At 65.9% G+C, this 26,041-nt stretch carries 27 protein-coding genes; 17 read left to right on the forward strand and 10 right to left on the reverse strand.

Features of this window, described 5'->3' with window-relative positions; translation table 11 throughout:
- The 5 genes from ybgC to trhP all read left to right on the forward strand — a co-directional run bounded on the left by ybgC (position 1) and on the right by trhP (position 3,986).
- Entirely contained in the window at positions 1-417 is a 417-nt protein-coding gene (gene ybgC, locus D8S75_RS12475) for a tol-pal system-associated acyl-CoA thioesterase (protein ID WP_119966788.1), read from the forward strand.
- Entirely contained in the window at positions 414-1,118 is a 705-nt protein-coding gene (gene tolQ, locus D8S75_RS12480; protein ID WP_119966677.1) for a protein TolQ, read from the forward strand. Before ybgC ends, tolQ begins: the two co-directional genes overlap by 4 nt.
- Positions 1,119-1,130: 12 nt before the next feature.
- The gene (locus D8S75_RS12485; RefSeq protein ID WP_119966678.1) at positions 1,131-1,556 is read left to right on the forward strand and encodes an ExbD/TolR family protein; all 426 of its coding nucleotides are present in this window, start codon (positions 1,131-1,133) and stop codon (positions 1,554-1,556) included.
- Positions 1,557-1,575: 19 nt separating this feature from the next.
- Positions 1,576-2,547 (forward strand): cell envelope integrity protein TolA, encoded by a 972-nt coding sequence (tolA, locus tag D8S75_RS12490; protein WP_119966679.1) that lies wholly within the window; start codon positions 1,576-1,578, stop codon positions 2,545-2,547.
- A 74-nt stretch (positions 2,548-2,621) separates the two neighbouring features.
- On the forward strand, positions 2,622-3,986 hold the full coding sequence (trhP, locus tag D8S75_RS12495) for a prephenate-dependent tRNA uridine(34) hydroxylase TrhP (protein WP_119966680.1): 1,365 nt from the start codon (positions 2,622-2,624) through the stop codon (positions 3,984-3,986).
- Positions 3,987-4,271: 285 nt separating this feature from the next.
- Here the strand turns inward: trhP and D8S75_RS17965 are convergent, their stop codons facing one another.
- The gene (locus D8S75_RS17965; RefSeq protein ID WP_119966681.1) at positions 4,272-4,565 is read right to left on the reverse strand and encodes an Imm27 family immunity protein; all 294 of its coding nucleotides are present in this window, start codon (positions 4,563-4,565) and stop codon (positions 4,272-4,274) included.
- A 156-nt stretch (positions 4,566-4,721) separates the two neighbouring features.
- Here D8S75_RS17965 and D8S75_RS12505 point away from each other — a divergent pair, with 156 nt between their 5' ends.
- The gene (locus D8S75_RS12505) at positions 4,722-5,360 is read left to right on the forward strand and encodes a DUF5610 domain-containing protein (RefSeq protein WP_157982649.1); all 639 of its coding nucleotides are present in this window, start codon (positions 4,722-4,724) and stop codon (positions 5,358-5,360) included.
- Between the two features lie 71 nt (positions 5,361-5,431).
- Here the strand turns inward: D8S75_RS12505 and acnB are convergent, their stop codons facing one another.
- The 4 genes from acnB to D8S75_RS12525 form a co-directional block, all read right to left on the reverse strand.
- Positions 5,432-8,023, reverse strand: a complete 2,592-nt coding sequence (gene acnB / locus D8S75_RS12510; protein ID WP_119966683.1) for a bifunctional aconitate hydratase 2/2-methylisocitrate dehydratase — start codon at positions 8,021-8,023, stop codon at positions 5,432-5,434.
- Between the two features lie 65 nt (positions 8,024-8,088).
- The gene (locus tag D8S75_RS12515; protein WP_119966684.1) at positions 8,089-8,682 is read right to left on the reverse strand and encodes a hypothetical protein; all 594 of its coding nucleotides are present in this window, start codon (positions 8,680-8,682) and stop codon (positions 8,089-8,091) included.
- Between the two features lie 26 nt (positions 8,683-8,708).
- Positions 8,709-9,704, reverse strand: coding sequence for an HpcH/HpaI aldolase/citrate lyase family protein (locus D8S75_RS12520; protein WP_119966685.1), 996 nt, complete (start codon positions 9,702-9,704; stop codon positions 8,709-8,711).
- 9 nt (positions 9,705-9,713) lie between these two features.
- Positions 9,714-10,700, reverse strand: coding sequence for a malate dehydrogenase (locus tag D8S75_RS12525; protein ID WP_119966686.1), 987 nt, complete (start codon positions 10,698-10,700; stop codon positions 9,714-9,716).
- Positions 10,701-10,915: 215 nt separating this feature from the next.
- Here D8S75_RS12525 and D8S75_RS12530 point away from each other — a divergent pair, with 215 nt between their 5' ends.
- The 7 genes from D8S75_RS12530 to D8S75_RS12560 all read left to right on the forward strand — a co-directional run bounded on the left by D8S75_RS12530 (position 10,916) and on the right by D8S75_RS12560 (position 16,985).
- Entirely contained in the window at positions 10,916-11,707 is a 792-nt protein-coding gene (locus D8S75_RS12530; protein ID WP_119966687.1) for a GntR family transcriptional regulator, read from the forward strand.
- Positions 11,708-11,850: 143 nt separating this feature from the next.
- On the forward strand, positions 11,851-12,285 hold the full coding sequence (gene sdhC / locus D8S75_RS12535) for a succinate dehydrogenase, cytochrome b556 subunit (protein WP_119966688.1): 435 nt from the start codon (positions 11,851-11,853) through the stop codon (positions 12,283-12,285).
- A gap of 58 nt (positions 12,286-12,343) precedes the next feature.
- Positions 12,344-12,706: a succinate dehydrogenase, hydrophobic membrane anchor protein gene (gene sdhD, locus D8S75_RS12540; protein WP_119966689.1), complete on the forward strand. Its 363-nt coding sequence runs from the start codon at positions 12,344-12,346 to the stop codon at positions 12,704-12,706.
- Positions 12,707-12,742: 36 nt separating this feature from the next.
- Entirely contained in the window at positions 12,743-14,548 is a 1,806-nt protein-coding gene (gene sdhA / locus D8S75_RS12545; protein WP_119966690.1) for a succinate dehydrogenase flavoprotein subunit, read from the forward strand.
- 28 nt (positions 14,549-14,576) lie between these two features.
- Complete coding sequence (locus tag D8S75_RS12550; protein ID WP_119966691.1) at positions 14,577-15,281, forward strand: succinate dehydrogenase iron-sulfur subunit; 705 nt, start codon at positions 14,577-14,579, stop codon at positions 15,279-15,281.
- A gap of 21 nt (positions 15,282-15,302) precedes the next feature.
- A complete protein-coding gene (locus tag D8S75_RS12555) occupies positions 15,303-15,620 on the forward strand; it encodes an FAD assembly factor SdhE (RefSeq protein ID WP_119966692.1) in 318 nt (105 codons plus the stop codon).
- A gap of 57 nt (positions 15,621-15,677) precedes the next feature.
- Entirely contained in the window at positions 15,678-16,985 is a 1,308-nt protein-coding gene (locus D8S75_RS12560; RefSeq protein ID WP_119966693.1) for a citrate synthase, read from the forward strand.
- Positions 16,986-17,055: 70 nt separating this feature from the next.
- On the opposite strand, the gene D8S75_RS12565 is transcribed toward D8S75_RS12560, so the two are convergent.
- Complete coding sequence (locus D8S75_RS12565) at positions 17,056-18,207, reverse strand: PA0069 family radical SAM protein (RefSeq protein ID WP_232829040.1); 1,152 nt, start codon at positions 18,205-18,207, stop codon at positions 17,056-17,058.
- A 118-nt stretch (positions 18,208-18,325) separates the two neighbouring features.
- Between D8S75_RS12565 and rnk the strand changes: the two genes are divergently transcribed.
- Together rnk and D8S75_RS12575 are read left to right on the forward strand one after the other, a co-directional pair.
- Positions 18,326-18,739 (forward strand): nucleoside diphosphate kinase regulator, encoded by a 414-nt coding sequence (rnk, locus tag D8S75_RS12570; RefSeq protein WP_119966694.1) that lies wholly within the window; start codon positions 18,326-18,328, stop codon positions 18,737-18,739.
- Between the two features lie 54 nt (positions 18,740-18,793).
- A complete protein-coding gene (locus tag D8S75_RS12575) occupies positions 18,794-19,174 on the forward strand; it encodes a hypothetical protein (protein WP_119966695.1) in 381 nt (126 codons plus the stop codon).
- A gap of 49 nt (positions 19,175-19,223) precedes the next feature.
- On the opposite strand, the gene D8S75_RS12580 is transcribed toward D8S75_RS12575, so the two are convergent.
- Positions 19,224-20,342, reverse strand: coding sequence for an acyltransferase family protein (locus tag D8S75_RS12580; protein ID WP_119966696.1), 1,119 nt, complete (start codon positions 20,340-20,342; stop codon positions 19,224-19,226).
- Between the two features lie 277 nt (positions 20,343-20,619).
- Here D8S75_RS12580 and D8S75_RS12585 point away from each other — a divergent pair, with 277 nt between their 5' ends.
- Entirely contained in the window at positions 20,620-21,822 is a 1,203-nt protein-coding gene (locus tag D8S75_RS12585) for an ammonium transporter (RefSeq protein ID WP_119966697.1), read from the forward strand.
- A gap of 1 nt (position 21,823) precedes the next feature.
- Here the strand turns inward: D8S75_RS12585 and D8S75_RS12590 are convergent, their stop codons facing one another.
- Both D8S75_RS12590 and D8S75_RS12595 read right to left on the reverse strand, forming a co-directional pair.
- Positions 21,824-22,783, reverse strand: a complete 960-nt coding sequence (locus D8S75_RS12590) for a tRNA dihydrouridine synthase (protein WP_119966698.1) — start codon at positions 22,781-22,783, stop codon at positions 21,824-21,826.
- 309 nt (positions 22,784-23,092) lie between these two features.
- Positions 23,093-23,821, reverse strand: coding sequence for an SHOCT domain-containing protein (locus D8S75_RS12595; RefSeq protein ID WP_119966699.1), 729 nt, complete (start codon positions 23,819-23,821; stop codon positions 23,093-23,095).
- Between the two features lie 418 nt (positions 23,822-24,239).
- Here D8S75_RS12595 and D8S75_RS12605 point away from each other — a divergent pair, with 418 nt between their 5' ends.
- Positions 24,240-24,797 carry a hypothetical protein gene (locus tag D8S75_RS12605; RefSeq protein ID WP_119966700.1) on the forward strand — a complete coding sequence of 186 codons (558 nt, stop codon included), beginning with the start codon at positions 24,240-24,242 and terminating at the stop codon, positions 24,795-24,797.
- Here D8S75_RS12605 and D8S75_RS12610 read toward each other — a convergent pair.
- On the reverse strand, positions 24,766-25,914 hold the full coding sequence (locus D8S75_RS12610; RefSeq protein ID WP_119966701.1) for a methyltransferase: 1,149 nt from the start codon (positions 25,912-25,914) through the stop codon (positions 24,766-24,768). The genes D8S75_RS12605 and D8S75_RS12610 overlap by 32 nt on opposite strands.
- Between the last annotated feature and the right edge of the window lie 127 nt (positions 25,915-26,041).

Genomic DNA, 26,041 nt, shown 5'->3' on the forward strand with positions numbered 1-26,041 from the left:
ATGGCGTTCCAGTTCCCCGTCCGCATCTACTGGGAGGACACCGATGCCGGCGGCATCGTGTTCTACGCCAACTACCTGAAGTTCTTCGAGCGCGCGCGCACCGAATGGCTGCGCTCGCTCGGCCTGGGTCAGCAGGCGCTGCGGGAACAAACCGGCGGCATGTTTGTCGTAACCGATGCCCGCCTGCGCTACCTGCGCCCGGCCCGCCTCGACGACCAACTCATTGTTACCGCCCAGCTGGAAGAAAAAGGCCGCGCCTCCTTGACAATCGTGCAGCAGGCGCTATTAAATCAAGAGCATATGAACGCTGGCGAACCCGCCCTGCTGAGCGAAGGCACCATCCGCATCGGCTGGGTGGACGGCGCCACCATGCGCCCGGCGCGCATCCCCGCTCACATCCTGGAACAACTTTCATGAATTCCCAAGACATGTCCATCCTGCAGCTGGTGCTGCACGCGAGCTGGGTGGTGCAACTGGTCATGGCGCTGCTGCTGGGCGTGTCCATCGCCAGCTGGGCCGCCATCTTCCGCAAGCTGTTTGCCTTGAAGCGTGTGAAATCGCTCAACGACGAGTTCGAGCGCGACTTCTGGTCGGGCACCAGCCTCAACGACCTGTACGCCAGCGCCGCGCAGAACGCCAAGAACGCCGGCCCCATGGAACGCATCTTCGCCAGCGGCATGCGCGAATACCAGAAGCTGCGCGAGCGCCGCATCCAGGATCCCGGCACGCTGCTCGACGGCGCGCGCCGCGCCATGCGCGCGAGCTTCCAGCGCGAGATGGACGTGGTGGAGTCGAGCCTGTCCTTCCTCGGCTCGGTGGCCTCGGTCAGCCCCTACGTGGGCCTGTTCGGCACCGTGTGGGGCATCATGCACGCCTTCACGGGCTTCGCCGGCATGGAGCAGGTCACGCTGGCCACCGTGGCGCCGGGCATCGCCGAGGCGCTGGTGGCCACGGCCCTGGGCCTGTTCGCCGCCATTCCCGCCGTGATCGCCTACAACCGCTTCGCGCGCGACATCGACCGCGTGGCCATCCACCAGGAGACCTTCATCGAGGAGTTCTCCAACATCCTGCAGCGCAACCTGGGCGCGCACCCCGCCGCCTCGGCGTCGGGCCACTGAGGGAGAACGCCCATGCCCGCCATGGCCTCCCGCGGCGCCGGCCGCCGCCGCTCGATGAACGAAATCAACATGGTGCCCTTCATCGACGTGATGCTGGTGCTGCTCATCATCTTCATGGTGACGGCGCCCATGCTCACGCCGGGCATGGTGGACGTGCCCAGCGTGGGCAAGAGCAGGAACCAGCCCAAAAGCTTCGCCACCGTCGTCGTGAACAAGGACGGCTCGCTGCGCTTCAAGACGCGCGACGCCGAGCACACCCTCAGCACGCGCGAGATCGGCGAGGCCGCGCTGCGCTGGCAGCAGGCGCAGGGCGGTGAATCCGCCGTGGTCATCGCCGCCGAGAAGAGCGTGCAGTACGAAACCGTGGTCAAGGCCATGGACGCGCTGCAGAAGGCCGGCGTCCAGCGCGTGGGCCTGTCCGTCAAGCAGGGCGGCTGAACGCCGCCGCCAGCGCCGCATGCACGCCCAAGACGACCGCGACCAGTTCGCACCGCCCCGCCCGCCGGCGCGCGTGCGCGCCATCGCGCTGGCGGTATTGGCCCATGTGCTGCTGGTCGTGGCCCTGACCTGGGGCGTGCACTGGAAGACCAGCACCGACCAGCCCGCCGTGCAGGCCGAGCTGTGGTCCGCCGTGCCGCAACAGGCCGCGCCGCGCGACGACACCCCGCCGCAGCCGTCCGAACCGGCGCAGCCCCCGCCACCGCCGGAACCTCCGGCGCCCGTGCAGCCCCCATCGCCCCCGCCCCCGCCGCCGCGCCAGGCCGAGCCCGACACGCGCGAAGCCGACCTCGCCATCGAGCGCGAGAAAAAGCGCATCGAGAAGGAAAAGAAGGACAGGGAGCGCGCCCAGCAGCTCGAACGCGAGAAACGTGAACGTGAGCGCAAGGAAGACGAGCGCCGCGCCCAGGAAAAAGAACGCCTGCAGAAGGAAAAAGAAAAGGACAAGCAGCGCGAGAAGGACCGCCTGGAAAAAGAAAAGCGCCTGGCCGAGGAGAAAAAGCGCCAGGAGGCCGAGGACAAGCGCAAACAGGAGGCCATCGAAAAGGCCAACGCCAAGGCCGCCAAGGACCGGCGGGATGAAACCCTGCGCCGCTTGCAGGGCCTGGCCGGCGCCACGGGCGGCGAAAACGCCACCGGCACAGCCCAGCGCGATGCCGGCCCCTCGGGCAGCTATGGTGGCCGGGTGGCCGCCAAGGTCAAGCCGCACATCGTCTACCCCGACGCCGTGTCGGGCAACCCGCGCGCCGAGGTGGAGGTGCGCGCCGCGCCCGACGGCACCATCACCGGCTTCAAACTGACCCAGTCCAGCGGCAACAAAGCCTGGGACGACGCCGTGCTGCGCGCCCTGCAGAAGACCGAAACCCTGCCGCGCGACGTGGACGGCCGTGTGCCCTCCTCGCTCGTCATCGGTTTCCGCCCGAAAGACTGATCCCCCCTTCCCCCACCGCAGGCTTCCCGCCCACCCTGTGCGCGCCGGAAGGCCCTGGCGGACAATCACGCACCATGACCCTCAAAAGCCCCGAACTGCTGCTGCCCGCCGGCTCGCTCGACAAGATGCGCGCCGCCTACGACTTCGGCGCCGACGCCGTCTACGCCGGCCAGCCGCGCTACAGCCTGCGCGCGCGCAACAACGAATTCCGCCAGGAGCAGATCGAGCAGGGCATCCGCGAAGCGCACGCGCGCGGCAAGAAGTTCTTCCTCACCAGCAACCTGCTGCCGCACAACGACAAGGTGCGCACCTACCTGCGCGACATCGAGCCCATCATCGCCATGCGGCCCGACGCCCTCATCATGGCCGACCCCGGCCTCATCATGATGGTGCGCGAAAAGTGGCCCGAGGTGGAGATCCACCTCTCGGTGCAGGCCAACACCACCAACTACGCGGCCGTGAAGTTCTGGCAGAAGGTGGGCGTCAAGCGCATCATCCTCTCGCGCGAGCTGAGCCTCGACGAAATTGCCAAGATCCGCCAAGAATGCCCCGACATGGAGCTGGAGGTGTTCGTGCACGGCGCGCTGTGCATCGCCTACTCGGGCCGCTGCCTGCTCTCGGGCTACTTCAACCGGCGCGACCCCAACCAGGGCACCTGCACCAACGCCTGCCGCTGGAACTACGCCACCCAGGAAGCCGCCGTGGACCCGAACACCGGCGAGGCCATGGCCGCGCGCATGGAAGGCGACTTCAACTTCAACCAGGCACAGGAGGAAGGCAACAACGCCTTTGCCTCGTGCGGCGGCGGCGAGCGGCACCCGCTGGCCGACAAGGTCTACCTGCTGGAAGAGAAGGAACGCCCGGGCCAGCTCATGCCCATCATGGAAGACGAGCACGGCACCTACATCATGAACAGCAAGGACCTGCGCGCCGTGGAGCATGTGCAGCGCCTGGCGGAGATCGGCGTCGATTCACTCAAGATCGAGGGCCGCACCAAGAGCCAGTACTACGTCTCGCGCACGGCCCAGATCTACCGCCGCGCCATCGACGACGCCGTGGCCGGCCGCCCGTTCAACCCGGAACTCATCACCGAGCTCGAAGGCCTGTCCAACCGGGGCTACACCCCCGGCTTCCTGGAGCGCCGCCCCGCCAACGACTACCAGAACTACGAAACCGGCAGCTCCGAGGCCCGGCGCAGCCAGTTCGTGGGCGAAGTCAAGGCCGTGCAGGACGGCTGGGCCGAGGTGGAAACGAAAAACCGCTTCGCCGTGGGCGACACGCTGGAGATCATCCACCCCCAGGGCAACCGCCTGGTGCGCCTGGAGCAGATGCGCGGGTTGGAGGGCGAGGCTCTGCAAGTCGCCTCGGGCAGCCCGCTGCGCGTGCGCATTCCGCTCGAAGGTCCGGCGGAAGGGGCGCTGATAGCACGGTTGATTTGAGGGCTGCTTTTGCCAGCTATTGAAAAGATAGCTGATAGCGCTTGGATTGATTGGCTTTCAGCATGAAAAATAGCTGAAACCTTTGCTGGATAAGCGCTGCCAGCTCCTCTTTTTGCGATCTGCTGCCTAGCCTGCTCTTTTGCATGGGCGGCCTGCCCATACATCCACGCGTATTAGTGGTCATGACACAACTGGTCGGTACCGGCCAGGAGCTGCCGCTGCCCAGAAGCAGGCGCTCAATGTTGTGTTGAGCTGTACCCTTCAGCGGGTCCGCTCCTACTAAATTTAGATCTCGGCAGCACCATATAGTGCTTTCGCGGCGGCCCGTGTCAGAACTTCGAGCTTGGGTGGACCGCCACCATGCCTATCTCCGAAAGGATAGGAAAGCTCCCAGAACCTACCGTCACTTGGGTCTTTGAGGAGCCAGGTCCAGCCGACTTCCCGTTCCGCAACCTTTATTAGGTGATTGGCTAAGAGTAAATCGATCCGCTCAGTCTCACGACTCGCGATAAACCTGTCCCCAACCATTACCGAATCACCAAATATGGCTGTTTCGTGCGGTGCAATTGGACTGGTCATATTGAGATCTTGCCACTTCCTTGAGTCCACCGATCACCCAGCCGATTTCTAAAGCCCAAACAGACCCCCTTTCACCGCCCAGATTCAACTTTCACCCGCATCTGCCGATAATTCCAGAAGGTATCCCACGCCATCAACCCCTCTGAGGAGACTGCCATGGCCCCTTCTTCCGTCGGAACCTTGCCCCCCACGGCGGCCCTGCCCGCCCAGGAGGCCTCGCAGACCCACCGCACCGCCCCACCGGGTGAAGCCCGCGCCGCCAAGGCGCAAGGCGATGAGCGCAGCCTGCGCCAGCAGCAGAACGTGCAGATCCTGCAGGCGTCGATGGATGTGTCCATCCAGTCGGGCGACTCGTCCCTGGCGCTGCTTTACCGCACCGCCATCGACCGCATCAATGAAATCCTTGGCCCGGAACTAGGCCCCAACGCCATTGGCAGCGCGAGCAACCAGGACAACTCCCCCGAGGGCACGGCCGGCCGCATCCTGGCGCTGTCCACCGCGCTCTACGACGCCTACGCGGCCCGCCACCCCGACAAGGACACCGAAACCCTGGCGCGTGACTTCGTGGCGCTGATCCGGGGCGGTTTCGAGACCGGCTTCAACGAAGCGAAAGGCATCCTCGACGGCCTGGGCGTGCTTGGCGACGGCAGCCCGGTGGCCTCGGGCATCCAGAAGACCTACGAGCTGGTGATGAAGGGCTACGACGATTTCCTGGCGTCCAAGCTGGCACCGCCCGCCGACGAAGGGGAGGCCGCCGAGAAAGACGGCACTGCACCAGCACCCGCCAGCGCCTGAGCGCTGCTTCTTCCCAATCAGCCAACAAAAAACCCGCCGAGGCGGGTTTTTTGTTGCGCGCGGCAGATGCCTCAGGCGGTCACGCCCTTGGCCACTTCGGCGTACTCTTCGATCTGGTCGAAGTTCATGTAGCGGTACACGCTGGCGGCATCCTTGTTGATGATGCCCATGGCCTCGTGGTACTCGGCCACCGTCGGGATCTTGCCCAGCTTGGAGCAGATGGCGGTCAGCTCGGCGCTGCCCAGGAACACGTTGGTGTTCTTGCCCAGGCGGTTGGGGAAGTTGCGGGTGGAGGTGGACATGACCGTGGCGCCCTCGTGCACCTGCGCCTGGTTGCCCATGCACAGCGAGCAGCCCGGCATTTCGGTGCGCGCACCGGCGTTGCCGAAGGCGGCGTAGTGGCCTTCCTTCATCAGTTCGCTCTGGTCCATCTTGGTGGGCGGAGCGACCCACAGCTTGACGGGGATGTCGCGCTGGGTGCCCAGCAGCTTGGCGGCGGCGCGGAAGTGGCCGATGTTGGTCATGCACGAACCGATGAAGGCTTCATCGATCTTGGTGCCGGCCACTTCGGACATGAACTTGGCGTCGTCGGGGTCGTTCGGGCAGCAGACGATGGGTTCCTTGATGTCGGCCAGATCGATCTCGATGACGGCGGCGTACTCGGCGTCCTTGTCGGCTTCGAGCAGGTCGGGCTTGGCCAGCCAGGCTTCGACCTTCTCGATGCGGCGAGCCAGGGTCTTGGCGTCGGCATAGCCGTCGGCGATCATGTTCTTCATCAGCACGACGTTGGAGCGCAGGTACTCCTTGATCGGCTCGGGGTTGAGCTTGATCGTGCAGCCGGCGGCGGAGCGCTCGGCCGAGGCGTCGGACAGCTCGAACGCCTGCTCCACCTTCAGGTCGGGCAGACCTTCGATTTCCAGCACGCGGCCCGAGAAGATGTTCTTCTTGCCGGCCTTGGCCACGGTCAGCAGACCGGCCTTGATGGCGTACAAGGGGATGGCATGCACCAGGTCACGCAGGGTGACGCCGGGCTGCATCTGGCCCTTGAAGCGCACCAGCACCGATTCGGGCATGTCGAGCGGCATCACGCCGGTGGCGGCGCCGAAGGCCACCAGGCCGGAGCCTGCGGGGAAGGACACGCCGATGGGGAAGCGGGTGTGGCTGTCGCCGCCGGTGCCCACGGTGTCGGGCAGCAGCAGGCGGTTGAGCCAGCTGTGGATCACGCCGTCACCGGGGCGCAGGGCCACGCCGCCACGGTTCGCGATGAAGGCGGGCAGCTCGCGGTGCATCTTGGCATCCACGGGCTTGGGGTAGGCGGCGGTGTGGCAGAAGGACTGCATCACCATGTCGGCCGAGAAGCCCAGGCAGGCCAGGTCCTTCAGCTCGTCGCGGGTCATGGGGCCGGTGGTGTCTTGCGAACCCACGGTGGTCATGCGCGGCTCGCAGTAGGTGCCGGGGCGCACGCCCTGGCCTTCGGGCAGGCCGCAGGCGCGGCCGACCATCTTCTGCACCAGGGTGAAGCCCTTGCCGGTGTCCTTGGGCGCCTGGGGCAGGCGGAACACGGTGGAGGCGGCCAGGCCCAGGAATTCGCGGGCCTTGGCGGTCAGGCTGCGGCCGATGATGAGGTTGATACGGCCGCCGGCGCGCACTTCGTCCAGCAGCACCTGGCTCTTGAGCGCGAACTCGGCCACGGTTTCGCCGTTCTTGACGATCTTGCCGTCGTAGGGCAGCACGTCGATCACGTCGCCCATTTCCAGCTTGGACACGTCCACTTCGATCGGCAGGGAGCCGGAGTCTTCCTGCGTGTTGAAGAAGATGGGGGCGATCTTGCCGCCCAGGGTCACGCCGCCGAAACGCTTGTTCGGCACGAAGGGGATGTCCTGGCCGGTGGCCCAGATCACGGAGTTGGTGGCGGACTTGCGGGAAGAACCGGTGCCGACCACGTCACCCACGTAGGCGACGAGGTGGCCCTTCTTCTTCAGGTCCTCGATGAACTGCATGGGGCCGCGCTTGCCGTCTTCCTCGGGCTTGAAGGCCGCGTCGGGACGGGTGTTCTTCAGCATCGCCAGGTAGTGCATGGGGATGTCGGGGCGGCTCCAGGCGTCGGGCGCGGGCGACAGGTCGTCGGTGTTGGTCTCGCCGGGCACCTTGAACACGGTGACGGTGATCTTCTTCTCGACTTCGGGGCGGCTCGTGAACCACTCGGCGTCGGCCCAGCTCTGCATCACTTCCTTGGCCTTGGCATTGCCGGCCTTGGCCTTGTCGGCCACGTCGTTGAAGTAGTCGAACATCAACAGCGTCTTCTTGAGCGCGTCGGCGGCCACACCGGCCACTTCGGCGTCGTCCAGCAGTTCGATCAGGGGGTGCACGTTGTAGCCGCCCACCATGGTGCCCAGCAGCTCGGTGGCCTTGGCCTTGGAGATCAGGCCCACCTTCACGTCACCGTGCGCCACGGCGGCCAGGAAGCTGGCCTTGACCTTGGCTGCGTCGTCCACGCCCGGGGGCACGCGGTGGGTCAGCAAGTCCATCAGGAACGCTTCTTCGCCGGCGGGCGGGTTCTTGATCAACTCGATCAGCGCTTCAACCTGCTTGGCATCCAGCGCCAGCGGCGGGATACCCAGGGCGGCGCGTTCGGCAACGTGGGCGCGATAGGCTTGCAACATTTACTTTTCTCCGGTGATTTCTATCTAGTCAAACGAGGGGCAAGGGTCGCACAGCCGGTGCCGCATCACTTGGCGGGCGCGGTATCCAGCAGGCTGGGAGGGGGGGTCTTCTTGATGGCCTCGGCCACCACGACCTGTTCGGGGCTCATGCACTCGTCGGCCAGGCGCTGGCCTTTCTTCTGGTCCATGAGCATGGATTTGTTGGCGATCTGCAGCCACACGGCGCCGGCCTTGTGGTCTTCCAGGCGCACGGCGCCGGTGGTGGTGGTCACGGGCGCCATGTGGTACTTGAAGCCCTTGCCGCCCACATGGAAATGACCCGGGGCATCAGGGTCGGCCACCACGCTGACCGAAGCGCCCATTTCGCAGGCGATCTGGCCCACGTGGACGCGTTGGGCGATTTCCAGTTCCTCGGGCGTGAGCGCCGTGCGCGCGGCGATCAGGCCAGCAGCGACCTGGTTGGTGGCGCTCTTGAGCTGGGTGCGGCTGCTGGTGGGTTCGGCCTTGGCCACCACGGTCTTGGCGCTGCTCTTGGCGGGCGTCTTCTTGGCCACGGTGGCCTTGGCGGGTGCCTTGGGCTTGGCGGGCGCGGTCTGGGCCTGTGCCAGGGCGAGGCCGGGCACCAGGGCGATCAGGGCGGTTGCGAGCAGCGTTTTCATCGATGACCTCCAGCGGTGGAATGGGTTCAGGAACGGGATGGCACAAACCAGTGTTGTACAACAGCCGGCAAGGGCCGCCCGGTCTGGTGCGCCCGTTCGAGCACCTGCCAGAAGTAACGGTAGCTGGCCCGGTCGTGGAGAACGCCCTCGAAATTGATGGGAGCCCAGTCCGCAACTACGGCAGCAGCTATTATTTTTGAAGCATTGAGCACTTCATCCTGAGCGGGCGACAGGGCTTCGAGGATGGGCCGGATCTGCGCCGGGTGGATGCTCCACATGCGCGTGTAGCCCAGCTCACGCGCGGCGCGGCCGGCGGCGGCCTGCAGGGCGGCCGGGTCGCTGAACTCGGTGACAACACAATGCGACGGCACCTTGCCATGGGCATGGCAGGCGGAGGCGATCTCCAGCTTGGCGCGCAGCACCAGCGGATGCGCGAACTGCCCGGCCGAGGACATGGCGGAGGCCGGAATGGCGCCGCCGTGGGCCGAGACGAAATCCATGAGCCCGAAGCTCAGGCTTTGCACGCGCGGGTGCGCGGCGATGTCGAAGGCGCGGTGCACCGCGCCCGGGGATTCGATCAGGACGTGCAGCGGCAGATGCGCGGCGCCAGCGCGCTCCAGCGCGCGCTCGGCCAGCAGGACATCGTCCACCGACTCGACCTTGGGAACCATGATGTGGCACAGCCGGTGGCCAGCCTGGCCGGCGATGGTGGCCATGTCGCCCGCGAACGCGGGGTGGTCCACCGGATGCACGCGCGCCGCGACCCGGGTACCGGGCGCGGCCTCGCAGGCGAGTTGCGCGACGAGCGCCGCGTGCTCGGCCTCGGCGCCCACGGGGGCGCCGTCCTCGCAGTCCAGCGTCACGTCGAAGACGCAGGCGCCGAACTCTTGCGCCATCTCGGCCTGCAGCTGCAGACTCTTGCGCATCCGCGCGGGCGCGCCGCTGTAGTGGTCACAGACCGGCAGCACGCCCGCCGCAGCCTGTGCACCCAGCAGGATGTCGCGCGGATGCGTTGTCGTCATGGCAACTGCTTACAGCAGGTGCTTGACGCCGTCCTGCTCGCCCTGCAGCTCGGCCAGGGTCTTGTTGATGCACTCTTGCGAGAAGGCATCGATTGGCAGGCCTTCGACGATCTTGTACTCGCCGCCTTCGCAGGTGACGGGGTAGCCGAACATGACGTCCTTGGGGATGCCGTATTCGCCGTTGGAAGGAATGCCCATGGTGACCCACTTGCCGTTGGTGCCCAGGGCCCAGTCGCGCATATGGTCAATGGCGGCGTTGGCGGCCGAGGCAGCCGACGACAGACCACGGGCGGCGATGATGGCGGCGCCGCGCTTGCCCACGGTGGGCAGGAACACTTCTGCGTTCCAGACCTGGTCGTTGATGGTGTCCTTGACGGACTTGCCGTTCACGGTGGCGAAACGGTAGTCGGCGTACATGGTGGGCGAGTGGTTGCCCCACACGGCCAGCTTCTCGATGTCGCCGACGGCGCAGCCGATCTTGGTGGCGATCTGCGAGGCGGCGCGGTTGTGGTCCAGGCGCAGCATGGCGGTGAAGTTCTTGGCCGGCAGGTCGGGGGCCGACTTCATGGCGATGTAGGCGTTGGTGTTGGCGGGGTTGCCGACCACCAGCACGCGCACATTGCGCGAAGCCACGGCGTTCAGGGCCTTGCCCTGGGCAGTGAAGATCTGGGCGTTGGCGGCCAGCAGGTCGGCGCGCTCCATGCCGGGGCCACGGGGACGGGCACCGACCAGCAGGGCGTAGTCGGTGTCCTTGAAGGCGGTCATGGGGTCGCTGTGGGCTTCGATGCCGGCCAGCAGCGGGAAGGCGCAGTCTTCGAGTTCCATGATCACGCCCTTGAGCGCGTTCTGGGCCTTTTCGTCCGGGATTTCGAGCAGTTGCAGGATGACGGGCTGGTCTTTGCCCAGCATTTCGCCGGAGGCGATGCGGAACAGAAGGGCGTAGCCAATTTGACCTGCGGCGCCGGTGACGGCCACGCGGACGGGCTTTTTGCTCATGGTGAGAACTCCAGGAAGTGAAGGAAACAGGTGAGTGTGAGCGGTTGCCACTTGCGCCTGTTACCAGCAACACGTGCCCCGCGAACAGCGGCCGATTTTACCGCCGATTTCCGCAGTGCGTCAATTTGTCTTATGTCTTATATAAGATATGATCAAGCCTCCTGCACCACCGGTGTCGCTCCACGCCACGGGCGCCGCGCACCCACCAATGCACCATGTCGTCACAACCGCTCTCAGCCTCCGATTCCCCTGACACGCTGCAGGCCACGGCGGGCCTGCCCGCGCCCGCCTTCAGCCCGCTGTACCAGCAGATCAAGGGCCTGATCCTGCAAAGCCTGCAGGCCGGCGAATGGAAACCGGGCGAAACCATCCCCAGCGAGATGGAGCTGGCGTCGCGCTTTCGCGTGAGCCAGGGCACCGTGCGCAAGGCCATCGACGAATTGGCGGCCGAGAACCTGGTGGTGCGCCGCCAAGGCAAGGGCACCTTCGTGGCCACCCACGCCGAGCGCCATGTACAGTACCGCTTCCTCAAGCTCATGCCCGACAGCGGCGACGCCAGCGTGGAAGGCCCCGCCCAGCGCCGCATCATCGATTGCAAGCGTGTGCGCGCCAGCGCCGAGGTGGCGCGCGCGCTGGGGCTGCGCACGGGCGACCCGATGGTCCAGGCACGCCGCATCCTGTCCTTCAGCGGCATCCCCACCATCCTGGAGGACATCTGGCTTCCAGGCCAGGCCTTCAAGGGCCTGACAGCCTCGCAAATGGCCAACTACCCCGGGCCGACCTACGCCATGCTGGAGCTTGATTTCGGCGTGCGCATGGTCCGCGCCGACGAGAAGATCCGCGCCGTGCTGCCCGACGAAGAGCAGGCCCACCTGCTGCAGGTGGCCACGACCACCCCGCTGTTGAGCGTCGAGCGCATCGCTTACACGTACAACGATGTTCCGATGGAGTTACGGCGCGGCCTCTACCGCACCGACACGCACCACTACCACAACGAACTGAGCTGACATGCGCCTTGCAGTTGGCCACGATGGCGGAAAAAACACAAAATACCACCTGTATCAAACGCCACCTTGCTGCATTGCAATAGAATTTTGCGTTCCATCGCGCACAAAATTACAAAGCAGTTACATCCACGAAAGCACTTGCCATGACCCAGCTAGCCAAAAAAAGGCCTGAATTCCGCAACATCAACGCCTTCAAGGACCTGACGACCTACCGCATGACGGCTGCCGCATGGGTCTCGATCCTGCACCGCGCCAGTGGCGCCGTGCTCTTCCTGCTGCTGCCCCTGGTGCTCTGGCTCTTCGACACTTCCGTGTCCTCCGAAATCTCGTTCGGCCGCTTCAAGGCCGCGTTCGAAACGGGCCTTGGCTTCGTACCCGGTTGGTTACTCAAGCTGGTCGTGCTGGGCATCATCTGGGGCTACCTGCACCACATGATCGCCGGCATCCGCCATCTCTGGATGGACATCAGCCACGACGCCGTGACCAAGCAGTTCGGCCGGACTTCCGCCAAATTCACCCTGGCCGTCAGCCTGAGCCTGACCGTGGTGCTGGGTGCCAAGCTCTTCGGCCTGTACTGACAAAAACCCCGTGGCGCCGCTCCTGGCGGCATCGCCCGACGATTGAGAGGAAACAAACATGTCCACCTACGGATACAAGCGCACCGTTGTCGGTGCCCATTACGGCCTGCGCGACTGGCTGAGCCAGCGCGTCACCGCCGCCATCATGGTCCTGTTCACGCTGGCCCTGCTGCTGCAGGTCATCTTCAGCAAGGGCCCGCTCGGCTACACGCTGTGGGCCGGCATCTTCGCCAGCCAGTGGATGAAGTTCCTGACCTTCTCCGTGATCATCGCGCTGGCGTACCACGCCTGGGTCGGCATGCGCAACATCTGGATGGACTACATCAAGCCCGTGGGACTGCGCCTCGTCCTGCAGGTCCTCACCATCGTCTGGCTCGTCGGCTGCGCAGGCTGGGGCTTCCAGGTTCTGTGGCGTCTGTGATCCCCGCGCCAAATACTGAGAACAAAGGCTAAACCCATGAGCTACACCAACGCCAACATCACCAAGCGCAAGTTCGACGTCGTCATCATCGGCGCCGGCGGCTCCGGCATGCGCGCCGCCCTCGAACTCTCCCGCGCCGGCCTGAACGTGGCCTCGCTGTCCAAGGTGTTCCCCACCCGCTCGCACACCGTGGCCGCGCAGGGCGGCGTGAGCGCCTCGCTGGGCAACATGTCCGAGGACAACTGGCACTACCACTTCTACGACACCATCAAGGGCTCCGACTGGCTGGGCGACCAGGACGCCATCGAGTTCATGTGCCGCGAGGCACCCAACGTGGTGTACGAGCTGGAACACTTCGGCATGCCGTTCGACCGCAACCCCGACGGCACCATCTACCAGCGCCCCTTCGGCGGCCACACCGCCAACTACGGCGAGAAGCCCGTGCAGCGCGCCTGCGCCGCGGCCGACCGTACTGGCCACGCCATGCTGCACACGCTGTACCAGCAGAACGTGAAGGCCAAGACGAACTTCTTCGTCGAGTGGATGGCCCTGGACCTGATCCGCGACGCTGACGGCGACGTGGTCGGCGTGACCGCCCTGGAAATGGAAACCGGCGACCTGTACATCCTGGAAGCCAAGACCGTGCTGTTCGCCACGGGCGGCGCGGGCCGCATCTTCGCCGCCTCGACCAACGCCTTCATCAACACCGGCGACGGCCTGGGCATGGCTGCACGCGCAGGCATCCCGCTGCAGGACATGGAGTTCTGGCAGTTCCACCCCACGGGCGTGGCCGGCGCGGGCGTGCTGCTGACCGAAGGCTGCCGTGGCGAGGGCGCCATCCTGCTCAACAGCAATGGTGAACGCTTCATGGAGCGCTATGCGCCCACGCTGAAGGACCTGGCGCCGCGCGACTTCGTCTCGCGCTCCATGGACCAGGAAATCAAGGAAGGTCGCGGCTGCGGCCCCAACAAGGACTACGTGCTGCTCAAGCTCGACCACCTGGGCGCGGACACCATCCACAAGCGCCTGCCCTCGGTGTACGAGATCGGCGTCAACTTCGCCAACGTGGACATTACCAAGGAGCCGATCCCCGTGGTGCCCACCATCCACTACCAGATGGGCGGCATTCCGACCAACATCCATGGCCAGGTCGTCACGCACGACGGCACGGCCAACCGCGTCGTCAATGGCCTGTACGCCGTGGGTGAATGCGCCTGCGTGAGCGTGCACGGCGCCAACCGTCTGGGCACGAACTCGCTGCTCGACCTGCTGGTGTTCGGCAAGGCCGCTGGCCGCCACATCGTGGAGTTCAACAGCAAGCAGAAGGAACACAAGCCCCTGCCCAAGGACGCCGCCGACCGCACGCTTGAGCGCCTCAACCAGCTGGAGAAATCCACCAGCGGCATCTACGCGCAGACCCTCGCCGGCGACATCCGCGCGGCCATGCAGCAGCACGCTGGCGTGTTCCGCACCCAGGCCGGCATGGACGAAGGCGTCACGAAGATCGCCGCCCTGCGCGAGCGCGTGGCCGAGATCACCCTGCAGGACAAGTCCAAGGTGTTCAACACCGCCCGTATCGAGGCGCTGGAAGTGGACAACCTGATCGAAGCCGCGCAAGCCACCATGGTGTCGGCCGCCGCGCGCACGGAATGCCGTGGCGCCCACACGGTCTACGACTACGAAAAGCCCGCCGACGACGCCGAAACCCCGCTGGGCCGCAACGACAAGGAATGGCTCAAGCACACCCTGTGGCACAAGGAAAGCAACAGCCTGACCTACAAGCCAGTCAACCTCAAGCCCCTGACGGTGGACAGCGTCCCCCCGAAGGTCCGGACGTTCTGATCAGGTTTTGCCCCACGAGAGAATCGCCATGCAAAAACGCACATTCCAAATCTACCGCTACGACCCGGACAAGGACGCCAAGCCCTACATGCAGACCGTCGAGATCGAACTCGACGGCCACGAGCGCATGTTGCTGGACGCGCTGCTCAAGCTCAAGGAAAAGGACCCCACGCTGTCGTTCCGCCGCTCGTGCCGCGAAGGCGTCTGCGGCTCCGACGCGATGAACATCAACGGCAAGAATGGTCTGGCCTGCCTGACCAACATGAACACGCTGCCGGGCACGATCGTGCTCAAGCCGTTGCCCGGCCTGCCCGTGATCCGCGACCTGATCGTGGACATGACGCTGTTCTTCAAGCAGTACAACTCGATCAAGCCCTACCTCATCAACGACAGCATCCCGCCCGAACGCGAGCGCCTGCAGTCGCCCGAAGAGCGCGAGGAACTCGACGGCCTGTACGAGTGCATCCTGTGCGCGAGCTGCTCCACGAGCTGCCCCAGCTTCTGGTGGAACCCCGACAAGTTCGTCGGCCCCGCCGGCCTGCTGCAAGCCTACCGCTTCCTGGCCGACAGCCGCGACCAGGCCACGGCCGAGCGCCTGGACAACCTGGAAGACCCCTACCGTCTGTTCCGTTGCCACACGATCATGAACTGCGTGGACGTCTGCCCCAAGGGCCTGAACCCCACGCGCGCGATCGGCAAGATCAAGGAACTGATGGTGCGCCGCGCCATCTGACCCGTCCGCAGCAAGACCGCCATGGGTGAAACCTCGACCAACGACCAGCCAGCGGCATCGCCGCTGCTGGATACACGCGAGCTCAGCAAGCTGCACTGGCGCTGCCGGCGCGGCCTGCTGGAGAACGATCTGTTCATCGAGCGGTTCTTCACCCGTTTCGAGTCCGGACTGACCCGGCGCCATGCCGAGGGACTCACGGCGCTGATGGACCTTTCGGACAACGACCTGCTGGACCTCCTGCTGCGCAGGCGCGAACCGGAAGGCGCATTGAACACCCCGCCGGTATGCGAAGTACTCGGCATGCTCAGACAGAGTGGCGCGCATGCGGCGCACACCTGAACCGTCACAGTGGATTAACCAGACCGGATCATCGGAAACCTCAACAAGGACGCAACAATGAAGCTAGCTGACAACAAAGCCACCCTGTCGTTCAGTAACGGCAGCCCCAGCGTGGAAATGCCGGTCTACCAGGGCAGCATCGGCCCTGACGTGATCGACATCCGCAAGCTGTACGCACAGACCGGCATGTTCACCTACGACCCGGGGTTCCTGTCCACGGCCTCGTGCCAGTCCGCCATCACCTACATCGATGGCGACAAGGGCGAGCTGCTATACCGCGGCTACCCCATCGAGCAGCTGGCCACCCACTGCGACTACCTCGACACCTGCTACCTGCTGCTGAAGGGCGAACTGCCCAACACCGCCGAGCGCGCCGACTTCCACAAGCGCGTGCTGCAGCACACCATGGTGAACGAGCAGATGCAGTTCTTCCTGCGTGGTTTCCGCCGCGACGCACACCCCATGGCCGTGCTGACCGGCCTGGTGGGCGCCATGTCGGCCTTCTACCACGACAGCACCGACATCAACAACCCGCAGCACCGCGACATCGCCGCGATCCGCCTGATCGCCAAGATGCCCACGCTGGTGGCCATGGCCTACAAGTACGGCAAGGGCGAGCCCTACATGTACCCCCGCAACGACCTGTCCTACGCAGGCAACTTCCTGCGCATGATGTTCGGCACGCCCTGCGAAGACTACAAGGTGAATCCGGTCATCGAGCGCGCCATGGACCGCATCTTCATCCTGCACGCCGACCACGAGCAGAACGCATCCACCTCCACCGTGCGCCTGTGCGGCTCCTCGGGTACCAACCCGTTCGCCGCCATCTCCGCTGGCGTGGCCTGCCTGTGGGGCCCTGCCCACGGCGGCGCCAACGAGGCCTGCCTGAACATGCTGGAAGAAATCCAGGCCATGGGCGGCGTGTCCAAGGTCGGCGAGTTCATGGAAAAGGTCAAGGACAAGAACTCCGGCGTCAAGCTGATGGGCTTCGGTCACCGCGTGTACAAGAACTACGACCCCCGCGCCAAGCTCATGCAGGAAACCTGCAACGAAGTGCTGGCCGAGCTGGGCCTGGAAAACGATCCGCTGTTCAAGCTGGCCAAGGAACTGGAAAAGATCGCCCTGGAAGACGACTACTTCGTGCAGCGCAAGCTCTACCCGAACGTGGACTTCTACTCCGGCATCGTGCAGCGCGCCATCGGCATCCCGGTGAACCTGTTCACCGGCATCTTCGCCCTGGCCCGCACCGTGGGCTGGATCGCCCAGCTCAACGAAATGATCAGCGACCCCGAGTACAAGATCGGCCGTCCGCGCCAGCTGTTCACGGGCTCCGTGCGCCGCGACGTCAAGCCGCTGGGCAACTGATACAGCGGCGCCCTGGCGCCGCCCTGCCCCGAAAAACCCGCCGCGAACCGGCGGGTTTTTTCTTGCAGCATCAGAACAGGCAACCCTGGCCCCGCGCGAGCGCAGGGCGGTACTGCGATGCGTCCAGCGCCTGGCGCTCCCGGTCCAGCCCAAGGCGCCGACAGGCCGCCGCGAAACGCTGGCGCAACAGGTCGGCCCACAGACCACTGCCACGCATGCGCGTGGCGAAGTGGCTGTCGTAGCTGCGGCCGGCCGCGCGCTGCGCGCCGCCAATGCCGTGCAGGTCCTGCACCCGCGCCATCACCCGCTGCGCGCGCTGGGGGTAGTGCAGCGCCAGCCACTCGCGGAACAGCGGGTCCAGCTCCCAGGGCAGGCGCAGCACGGTGTAGAAGGCACTGCGCGCGCCCGCATCGGCGGCCGCTTCCAGCACCTGCTCCATGTCCTCGTTGATGAAGGGAATTTGCGGCGCCACGCTCACCCCCACCGGCACGCCCGCCTCGGCCAGCGCGCGGATGGTGCGCAGCCGCCGATGCGGCGCCGCCGCGCGGGGCTCCAGACGGCGCGCCAGCACCGGGTCCAGCGTGGTGATGGTGACATACGCCGCCGCGAGCCGGCGCGCCGCCAGCGGCGCCAGCAGGTCCAGGTCGCGCTCCACGCCGCTGGACTTGGTGATGAGGTAGAACGGGTGCCTCGCATCGCGCAGCACCTCGATCACGGCGCGCGTGAGCCGCAGCTCGCGCTCCACGGGCTGGTAACAATCCGTCGCCGAGCCGATGCACAGCCCGCGCACGGCATGGCCCGGCCGGGCCAGTTCCCGCCGCAGCAGTTCGGCGACGTTGTGCTTGGCGATGATCTGCGTCTCGAAATCCAGCCCCGGCGACAGGTTGAGGTAGCTGTGCGTAGGCCGGGCATAGCAATAGATGCAGCCATGCTCACAGCCCCGGTAGGGGTTGACCGAATACTCAAAGCCGACGTCGGGTGAGTCGTTGGCGCACAGGGCGCTGCGCGCGGTCTCGAAGTGGACGGTGGTGGCCTGGGGCGCGGGCGCATCGGCCGGCACACCCACCTCCCCCCAGCCGTCGTCGAAGACCTCGCGCTGGTCCCGCGCGAAACGGTGCGCCAGCGCCGTGGCGGCGCCCCGGCCCCGGATGGCCCGCAGCGGCACCCGCACCTCGGGCACGGGGCCGGGCGCTGGATCGTCGGAAGGAAATGGATCATGCATACTGTATAAATATACATATCACTGAATACCCCTGCGCGCCAAGTGCCCGTGCGCGGCAGTGCGGGATTCGCGATGGACTACAGTCCCGCCTTCTCAACCCACCCACGGAGGTAACCCCATGGCGCGCAAGCCCCAGATCATCCTGTCGTCGCTCGACCTTGACCGTATCGAAGCCCTGCTGGCGGCCATCCCGGCCAGCGTCTTTCCTGGCAAGGCGGACCTGCAGGCAGAGCTGGACCGCGCCGATGTGGTGGCGCCCGAAGAAATTCCCCCCAACGTGGTAACGATGAACTCCACCGTCCAGTTCACCATCGCGGAAACCGGCAAGGACTTCTGCCTCACGCTGGTGTACCCGCGCGACCTGGACGGCAGCGCCGACCGCCTGTCGATCTTCGCGCCCGTGGGCAGCGCCCTGCTGGGCCTGTCGGTCGGCGACGAACTGGCCTGGCCCGGCCCGGGTGGCAAGGCCATGACCGTCAAGGTCAAGGAAATCGTCTACCAGCCCGAGAGCGCCGGCGAATTCCACCGCTGAAACGTGCAATCGTTCCTGTGCAGAAAAAACCACTTGGAGCGAGAATAAGCCTCCATGTCCACTCCCCTGCACCACGATCCTCTGCGCGACGCACCCGCCTTCGACCCCAGCTCCACCACCGCCTTCCAGCGGCGCATGGAGAAGGCGCCGGAGTGGTTCTGCTCGTTCCTCGCCGGCAACAGCCGCGAGAAAAACCGCCTGCGCAGCGAAATGGCCGTGATGAAGGGCTCGGTGGTGTGGCTGGTGCGGCAACGCCGCCAAGGTCAGTGGAGCGCGCAGGAGCGCGCGCACCTGCGCCAAGTCATGCGCTCGGCCTCGTCAGTGAGCCCTTACCTGATCATCTGGGTGGTGCCGGGCTCGATGCTGCTGCTGCCCTTCCTGGCGTGGTTCATCGACTCGCGCCGCAAGGGCCGCACGCCCCCCGCGTTGCACTAAGAGCGTATTGATCGTGAACAGGTTCTAGGGGCCGCCCTGGCGCGCCGCGTCAGAACCAGCCGTCCGCCAGGGCCACCAGGATGCCAGCCCCCACCAGGCTGGCCTGCCAGCGCAGCGCCAGCCACCAGGTCGGCACAGGGCGCTCCACCCACTGGTAAAGCATCCGCCCCGCCGCCAACGACAGGACGAAAGCCCCCAGCATGCCCAGCACGTTGGCCCCGACGGCCTCGGGCCAGTACAGGTGCATCAGCGCATTGGCCAGCAGGCAGACCGGGAAGTGCACCAGGAAAACCGAGTACGACATCTGCCCCAGCCGCTGCAGCCCAGCCACGCCGCGCCCGCCCGGCAGCCCCGGCGGACGCCGCAGCGCCCACACCAGGCCCAGCGCACTGACCAGCGCCACCAGGATGCGCAGCCGGAAATCCAGCGCCAGCGCCACCCCTCCCAGCGATGCCATGGCCGCCAGCCACGGGCCCGGGCGTTCGGAGTGCACGGCCCAGAAAGCCATCATCCCCAGGCCATAGGCGCCGAAGAAGTAGATGGCCCACATGTCCAGCCCCGGCTCGCGGTTGAACCACAGCAGCGAGGCCGCCGTGCCCACCACCACCAACGCCTGCGCCAGCCGGGCCCGCGGGCCCGGCGCCAGGCCCGGCAGGGCCCGCACGCCTGCCAGCAGCAGCGTGGCCAGCGCGAAAAGCTGGAAGTCGATGGCCACGTACCAGACACCGGCCGACAGCGCCTCCTCGCCCACCAGATCCTGCAGCAGCAGGGCATTGGCCAGCAATTGCGCGAGATCGGGCTCGCCCGGCACGCTGGGATGGTCGAACCAGGGCCGCACCAATGCCGCCACCAGCACGGCCAGCAGCAAGGCCACGGCATAGGGAACCACCAGGCGGACAAAGCGCCGCGCGATCTGCTGCGAAGCGCTCTCGAAGCGCGCCAGCCCCTGCGGCGCCAGGCTGGCGGCCGCCAGGTAGCCGCCCAGCACCAGGAACAGCTGCACGGCCATGCGCCCATGGTCGTAGAGCCAGGCAATGAGGCCGGGGAACCACGCCATCGCCACGTCGGACATGGGACCATAGAACGCTAAGTGGTGCCAGACGATGGTGGCGCAGGCCAGTCCCTTGAGCATGTCGATCAGGGGGCTGCGTGGGGCGGCGGAAGACATGCGTGGCGGCGTTCGTGGAGGAGGGAGGCCACCGGGCGCGCGCCCAGGCCGGGGTGGGCACAGCGGCGCCCAAAGTGGTGAATTTTAGCATTTTCGGGCTTTTTGTCATGCCTGTCATGCGCGAGCAGCTATTAAATAAATAGCACGCAAAACCATCTTGGGGCACACCCCAACGCTACGCCCTTGTATGGCGCAGTTTTTGCTTTGTTTCAGTGCAAATCTGGCACAAGCCCCGCGCATGCACCAGAACGGTTCAATTCAAGGCACAAGGGAAATCATGGAATCACTCAAACAGGGCACGGACACGCTGTTCATCCTGCTCGGCGCCATCATGGTTCTGGCCATGCACGCCGGGTTCGCGTTTCTGGAGCTGGGCACCGTCCGCAAGAAAAACCAGGTGAATGCCCTGGTGAAGATCCTCGTCGATTTCTCGGTGTCCACCGTGGTGTACTTCGCCGTGGGCTACAGCGTGGCCTATGGCACGCACTTCTTCGTGGGCGCGGAAACCCTGGTGCTGCAGAGCGGCTACGGGCTGGTGAAGTTCTTCTTTTTGCTGACCTTCGCCGCCGCCATTCCGGCCATCGTCTCGGGCGGCATCGCCGAGCGCGCCAAGTTCTGGCCCCAACTGCTGGCAACGGCCGCCATCGTCGGCCTGGTCTACCCCTTCTTCGAGGGCATCGCCTGGAACCAGCATTTCGGCGTGCAGGCCTGGATCAAGGCCGTGACGGGCGAGGAGTTCCATGACTTCGCGGGCTCCATCGTGGTGCACGCCGTGGGCGGCTGGATCGCCCTGCCCGCCGTGCTGCTGCTGGGCTCGCGCTCCAACCGCTACCGCAAGGACGGCGCCGTTTCGGCGCACCCACCGTCGAGCATCCCCTTCCTGGCGCTGGGCTCGTGGATTCTGGTGGTCGGCTGGTTCGGCTTCAACGTGATGAGCGCGCAGACGCTGGACAAGATCTCCGGCTTGGTCGCCGTCAACTCCCTCATGGCCATGGTGGGCGGAACGCTGGCGGCGCTGGTGCTGGGCAAGAACGACCCCGGCTTCGTGCACAACGGCCCGCTGGCCGGCCTGGTGGCCGTGTGCGCGGGCTCCGACCTCATGCACCCGCTCGGTGCCCTGGTGGTGGGCGCGGTGGCCGGCTGCATCTTCGTGGTGATGTTCACGCTCACACAGAACCGCTGGAAGATCGACGATGTGCTGGGCGTATGGCCCCTGCACGGCCTGTGCGGCACCTGGGGCGGCCTGGCGGCGGGCATCTTCGGCAGCAAGGCCCTGGGCGGCCTGGGTGGCGTGACCTTCAGCGGCCAGCTCATCGGCACCGCCATGGGCGCCACCTGGGCCGTGCTGGGCGGTGCCCTGGTCTACGGCGCCCTCAAGGCCACGCTGGGCCTACGCCTGTCGCAGGAAGAGGAATACGACGGCGCCGACCTGTCCATCCACAAGATCAGCGCCACGCCCGACCGCGAGGTGAGCTGGTAACTCAGCCCGCCGGCTGCTGGGCCGCCAGCCACAGCGTGATAGCCTGCTGGTCCGTCATCGTGCGCACCTGCTGGTAGGCCCACTCGGCCTCGGGGAAGCGCCGGCGCAGCAGGTTGAGCCACTGCTTGAGCCGGCCAGCGCGTTGGCGCGCCTCCAGGCCGTCGCACACCAGCCGCCAGAAGTCGCCCAGGTGCGGCAGCAGGTCGGCCCACAGCACCACGTCGCTGCCCGGCCGACCGGCATCGGCCGCGCGCAGGGCACGCGCCAGTCCGGGGTCGGCCACGATGCCGCGCCCCAGCATCAGCGCCTCGCAGCCCGAGACCGCGCGGCAGCGCCGGGCGTCCTCCACCGTCCAGATCTCGCCATTGGCCACCACCGGCACCGCCACCGCCGCGCGGATGGCCGGAATCTGCTCCCAATACGCGGGCGGCCGGTAGCCGTCCACCTTGGTGCGCGCATGCACCACGATCTCGCACGCACCACCCGCTTCCATGGCCTGGGCGCATTCGCGCGCCAGGCTGGCGTCGTCGTAGCCCAGGCGCATCTTGGCCGACACCGGCAGGTGCGCCGGCACCGCGCGGCGCACCGCCCCCACCACGGCGGCAATGCGCTCGGGCTCGCGCAGCAGCGCCGCGCCGCCGCCATGGCGGTTCACCACCTTGGCCGGGCAGCCGAAGTTCAGGTCGATGCCCTCGGGCCCCAGCGCGGCCAGCCGCGCGGCGTTCTCGGCCATGCACACCGGGTCCGAGCCCAGCAACTGCGCGCGCACCGGCACGCCGGCCAGCGTGCGCCCGCCGTGGTTCAGCTCGGGCACGTAGCGCAGGAACACCTTGTCGGGCAGCAGCGTGCCGGTGATGCGGATGAATTCCGACACGCACCGGTCCACGCCGCCCACCCGGGTCAGCACATCGCGCAGCACGAAATCGAGAAGGCCCTCCATGGGGGCCAGGAGCAGGGTCATGGTGGGTGGTTCGGGGGGGCAGGTGGCAATGCCTCGGCCATGGATTTTAATAAAAATGGACTCCAGGCCAATAGATACAAGCGCTATTAGCTACTATTTTAGTAGCAATCATTCACCCTGCACATTTGGTATCTTGGTGGAATGGTCTATCAGCGGGGAGGAATGGCTCACGTCACGAAGATCGACGGCTGGCGGCTAGAAGCAGCCGGTGACGGCTACTGAAAGCGGGCGCCCAACATCGAAGCTCAGCGGGCGGACAAAAACGCAATTTTTGGCCGGTCCGCTGGGCCGTATTGTTGGGTATTTTCTTCACGCGCTCAGAAGCCGCGCTTTTTGCTGCTGAAATTCTTCAATACTTAGTACGCCCGCATCACGCAGCTCGGCGAGCTTTTTAAGTTCATCGGCGACAGACCCCGATGGAAGTTTCGGTGCGTCGTTCGTACTCGCGGCCTTGTCTTCAAGGTCTGCACGCTTGATCAATACTTCAATCAATCCGTGCCAGTGACGTGCCTGCTGAATCGCCTGTTTGTAAATAAAGCCATCCTTCTTCGTTTCCAAGTCAAGGAAATTAATGTCGTGAAGAGGGTTCGTGGTGTCGTTGACAGTCAACCGAAGATCAATTTTTTTGATCTTGCCAGATGTCTGTGTTTTCCCGGAAAGACCACCAATTATTGCCCCTACACCACCAAGTGCGAGGCCTCCAATCAATGCGCCTCCAAGCTGGCTTGAGCGTACAGTTTTAGTAACTGTTGCACCGTCTTCGAAAATCTCGGAGGAAAGTAAATTCTTGTATACAAAAACCCTCGTGGTTACATTTTGCTGCCTGTGGTCAATTAGACAAATTTTCTTACGCTGCTCATCAATGGCGAGGCCAGTGTTTCCGTCCGACCCGATAACTTTCTGCGTAGTCGAAAAATCCTTGATGCCGCCAAGATGATCATCCATTGCCTTTTTCTTGTTTGATGTATTGATCGCCTGAATGACGGCAACCACCACTGCACCGACCACAATGATGATTACCCAAGTCCAAAAATCCATCAGATTCCCCTTTCTTGTAATGCCCAACGTAATGTAGACCGCACCAAGCCGCAGGCCATATCTGGCACTTGCAATCTAAATTGGTTCGGCAAAAGTGCTGCGAGCAGCCTGCTGCCTGGTTCAGCAGCACATGCGCTGTATGTAATTTCAGTACTAAATTCAGCCATGAAACCCGCCGCCCCTCCTGTGTTGCGCACCGCACAGTTGCTGGATCAGTCCCGCGAATGCATTCGTTCCAAACACTATATCTTGCGCACGGAGTTGAGCCATGCCATGGCCCGTACACCATCAACTGACGGCTTTGCGGGTCTTAGCTGAAGGAGGAGCGCTCCGGGTCGAAACCAGCCAAGCGCCACGGTCATCAAGCCGTCATCCCACACTGCTGCAATACCGGGCAGGAAACCGTCCACCCTGCCCCATGATGCTGCTCAAGACCGACAAAGCCCGCCTCGAACTGCAGCCCGGCGTGCGCACGCTGAGCCTGCGGGAGCGCTCGCTGCTGTTGCTGGCCGACGGCAAGCCCCTGCACGAACTGCAGGCCATGTACAACGGCGAGGGGCGGCAGATAGTCGATGAGCTGGTGCACGCGGGCTACCTCTGCCCGCCGGTGCCGCAGGCGGATGACGATGGCCTGCCCGCCACCGCGTCGCCCATCGTGCTGGCGCAGCACGTGCCGCTGCGCTCGCTGGCGGGCACGCGCATGTACCTGTTCGATATTTGCGAGCGCATGTTCGCGCGGCGCAACCCGCAACTGGCCGAGCAGTACCGTGCGGCACTGCGTGGCGCGCGCGACCGCTGGAGCATGCTGGACGTGGGCGAGGCGCTGCTGGAGGAGGTGGGCTACCTGGCCGGCGCCGAGCGGGCCGCAGTGATCCGCGAGCGCATGGTGCAGTTGCTGCCCGAGGAGGCCGCGCCCGCCTCGTCTGGTCCGAGTTCGGCGCGCTTCAGGCCGCAGCCAGCCGCCACAGCGATGTGACCTCGGCCGCGCGCGCGGCGTGCAGCGCGTCGCTGGCGTCCTGCGCCTTGCCGTGGCGCGGGCGCACATCTTCACGGCCCAGCACGCGCAGGCCGCCTGCGGCGATCCAGCCCAGCAGTTCGTCGCGCGTGCGCAAGCCCAGGTGTTCGGCCAGGTCGGACAGCAGCAGCCAGCCTTCGCCGCCGGGCTCCAGGTGTTCGCGCAGTCCGGCCAGAAAGCCCTTGAGCATGCGGCTGCCTTCGTCGTACACCGCCTGCTCGATGGCCGAGCTGGGCCGCGCGGGCAGCCAGGGCGGGTTGCAGACCACGAGCGGCGCGCGCCCGGGCGGAAACAGGTCGGCCGCCAGCAGCTCGACGCGGCCCTGCAGGCCCAGGCGCTGCAGGTTGTCCTGCGCGCAGGCCAGGGCACGCGGCGCCAGTTCGGTGGCTACCACGCGGCGCACACCCCGGCGCGCCAGCACGGCCGCCAGCACGCCGGTGCCGGTGCCGATGTCGAACGCGAGTTCCTTGGACGGCAACGCGGCTTGCGCCACGAGGTCGATGTATTCACCGCGCACCGGCGAGAACACGCCGTAGTGCGGGTGGATGCGGTTGTTCGGGCCAGCGCCCAGGGCAGGGATTTCCACGCCCTTCTTGCGCCATTCGTGTGCACCGACGATGCCCAGCAGTTCACGCAGCGACACCACGCTGGCCTCGCCGCTGGCGGGGCCCCAGGCCTCCTGGCAGGCTGCGCGCCAGTCGGGCGCGCGGCGCAAGGCGATGCTGTAGTCGCCCTCCACCGGAATCAGCACGGCCCCCAGGGTGCGCGCGCGCTGTGCCTGTGCCTGCCGGTGCAGGTGGAACTGCTCGGCGGGGGTGGCGGCCGCCATCTTTTGCGCGGCCTTGGCCGCCGCCTTGGCGGGCTTGCGGTCGGCGCGGCGCATCAGCGCCTGCAGCAGATGCCGCGCGTTCTGGAAGTCACCGCGCCACAGCAGGCCAGTGCCGGCGCAAGCCAGGCGGTAGGCGCTGTCGGCCGCCAGGGTATCGTCGGCCAACTCCACGCGGCGCGGCGCGGCGGCGCCGCTCTCGGAACGCCAGCGCGCACTGCGCACCTCGCCCTGTTCGTTCCATTCAATCATGGGAGCCTTTTAGTAAACCATGGCGCCGAGAAGCACACGCGCCGCAAAACACTGGCGCGGCCCAGGCCAGCGGCCCCCGCGCAAGGGCCGCCCCGCCGCGCTGGGGGCGTCCCCCTTCCGCATCGCG

This window comes from Simplicispira lacusdiani (assembly GCF_003604195.1).
Lineage (GTDB): Bacteria > Pseudomonadota > Gammaproteobacteria > Burkholderiales > Burkholderiaceae_C > Simplicispira > Simplicispira lacusdiani.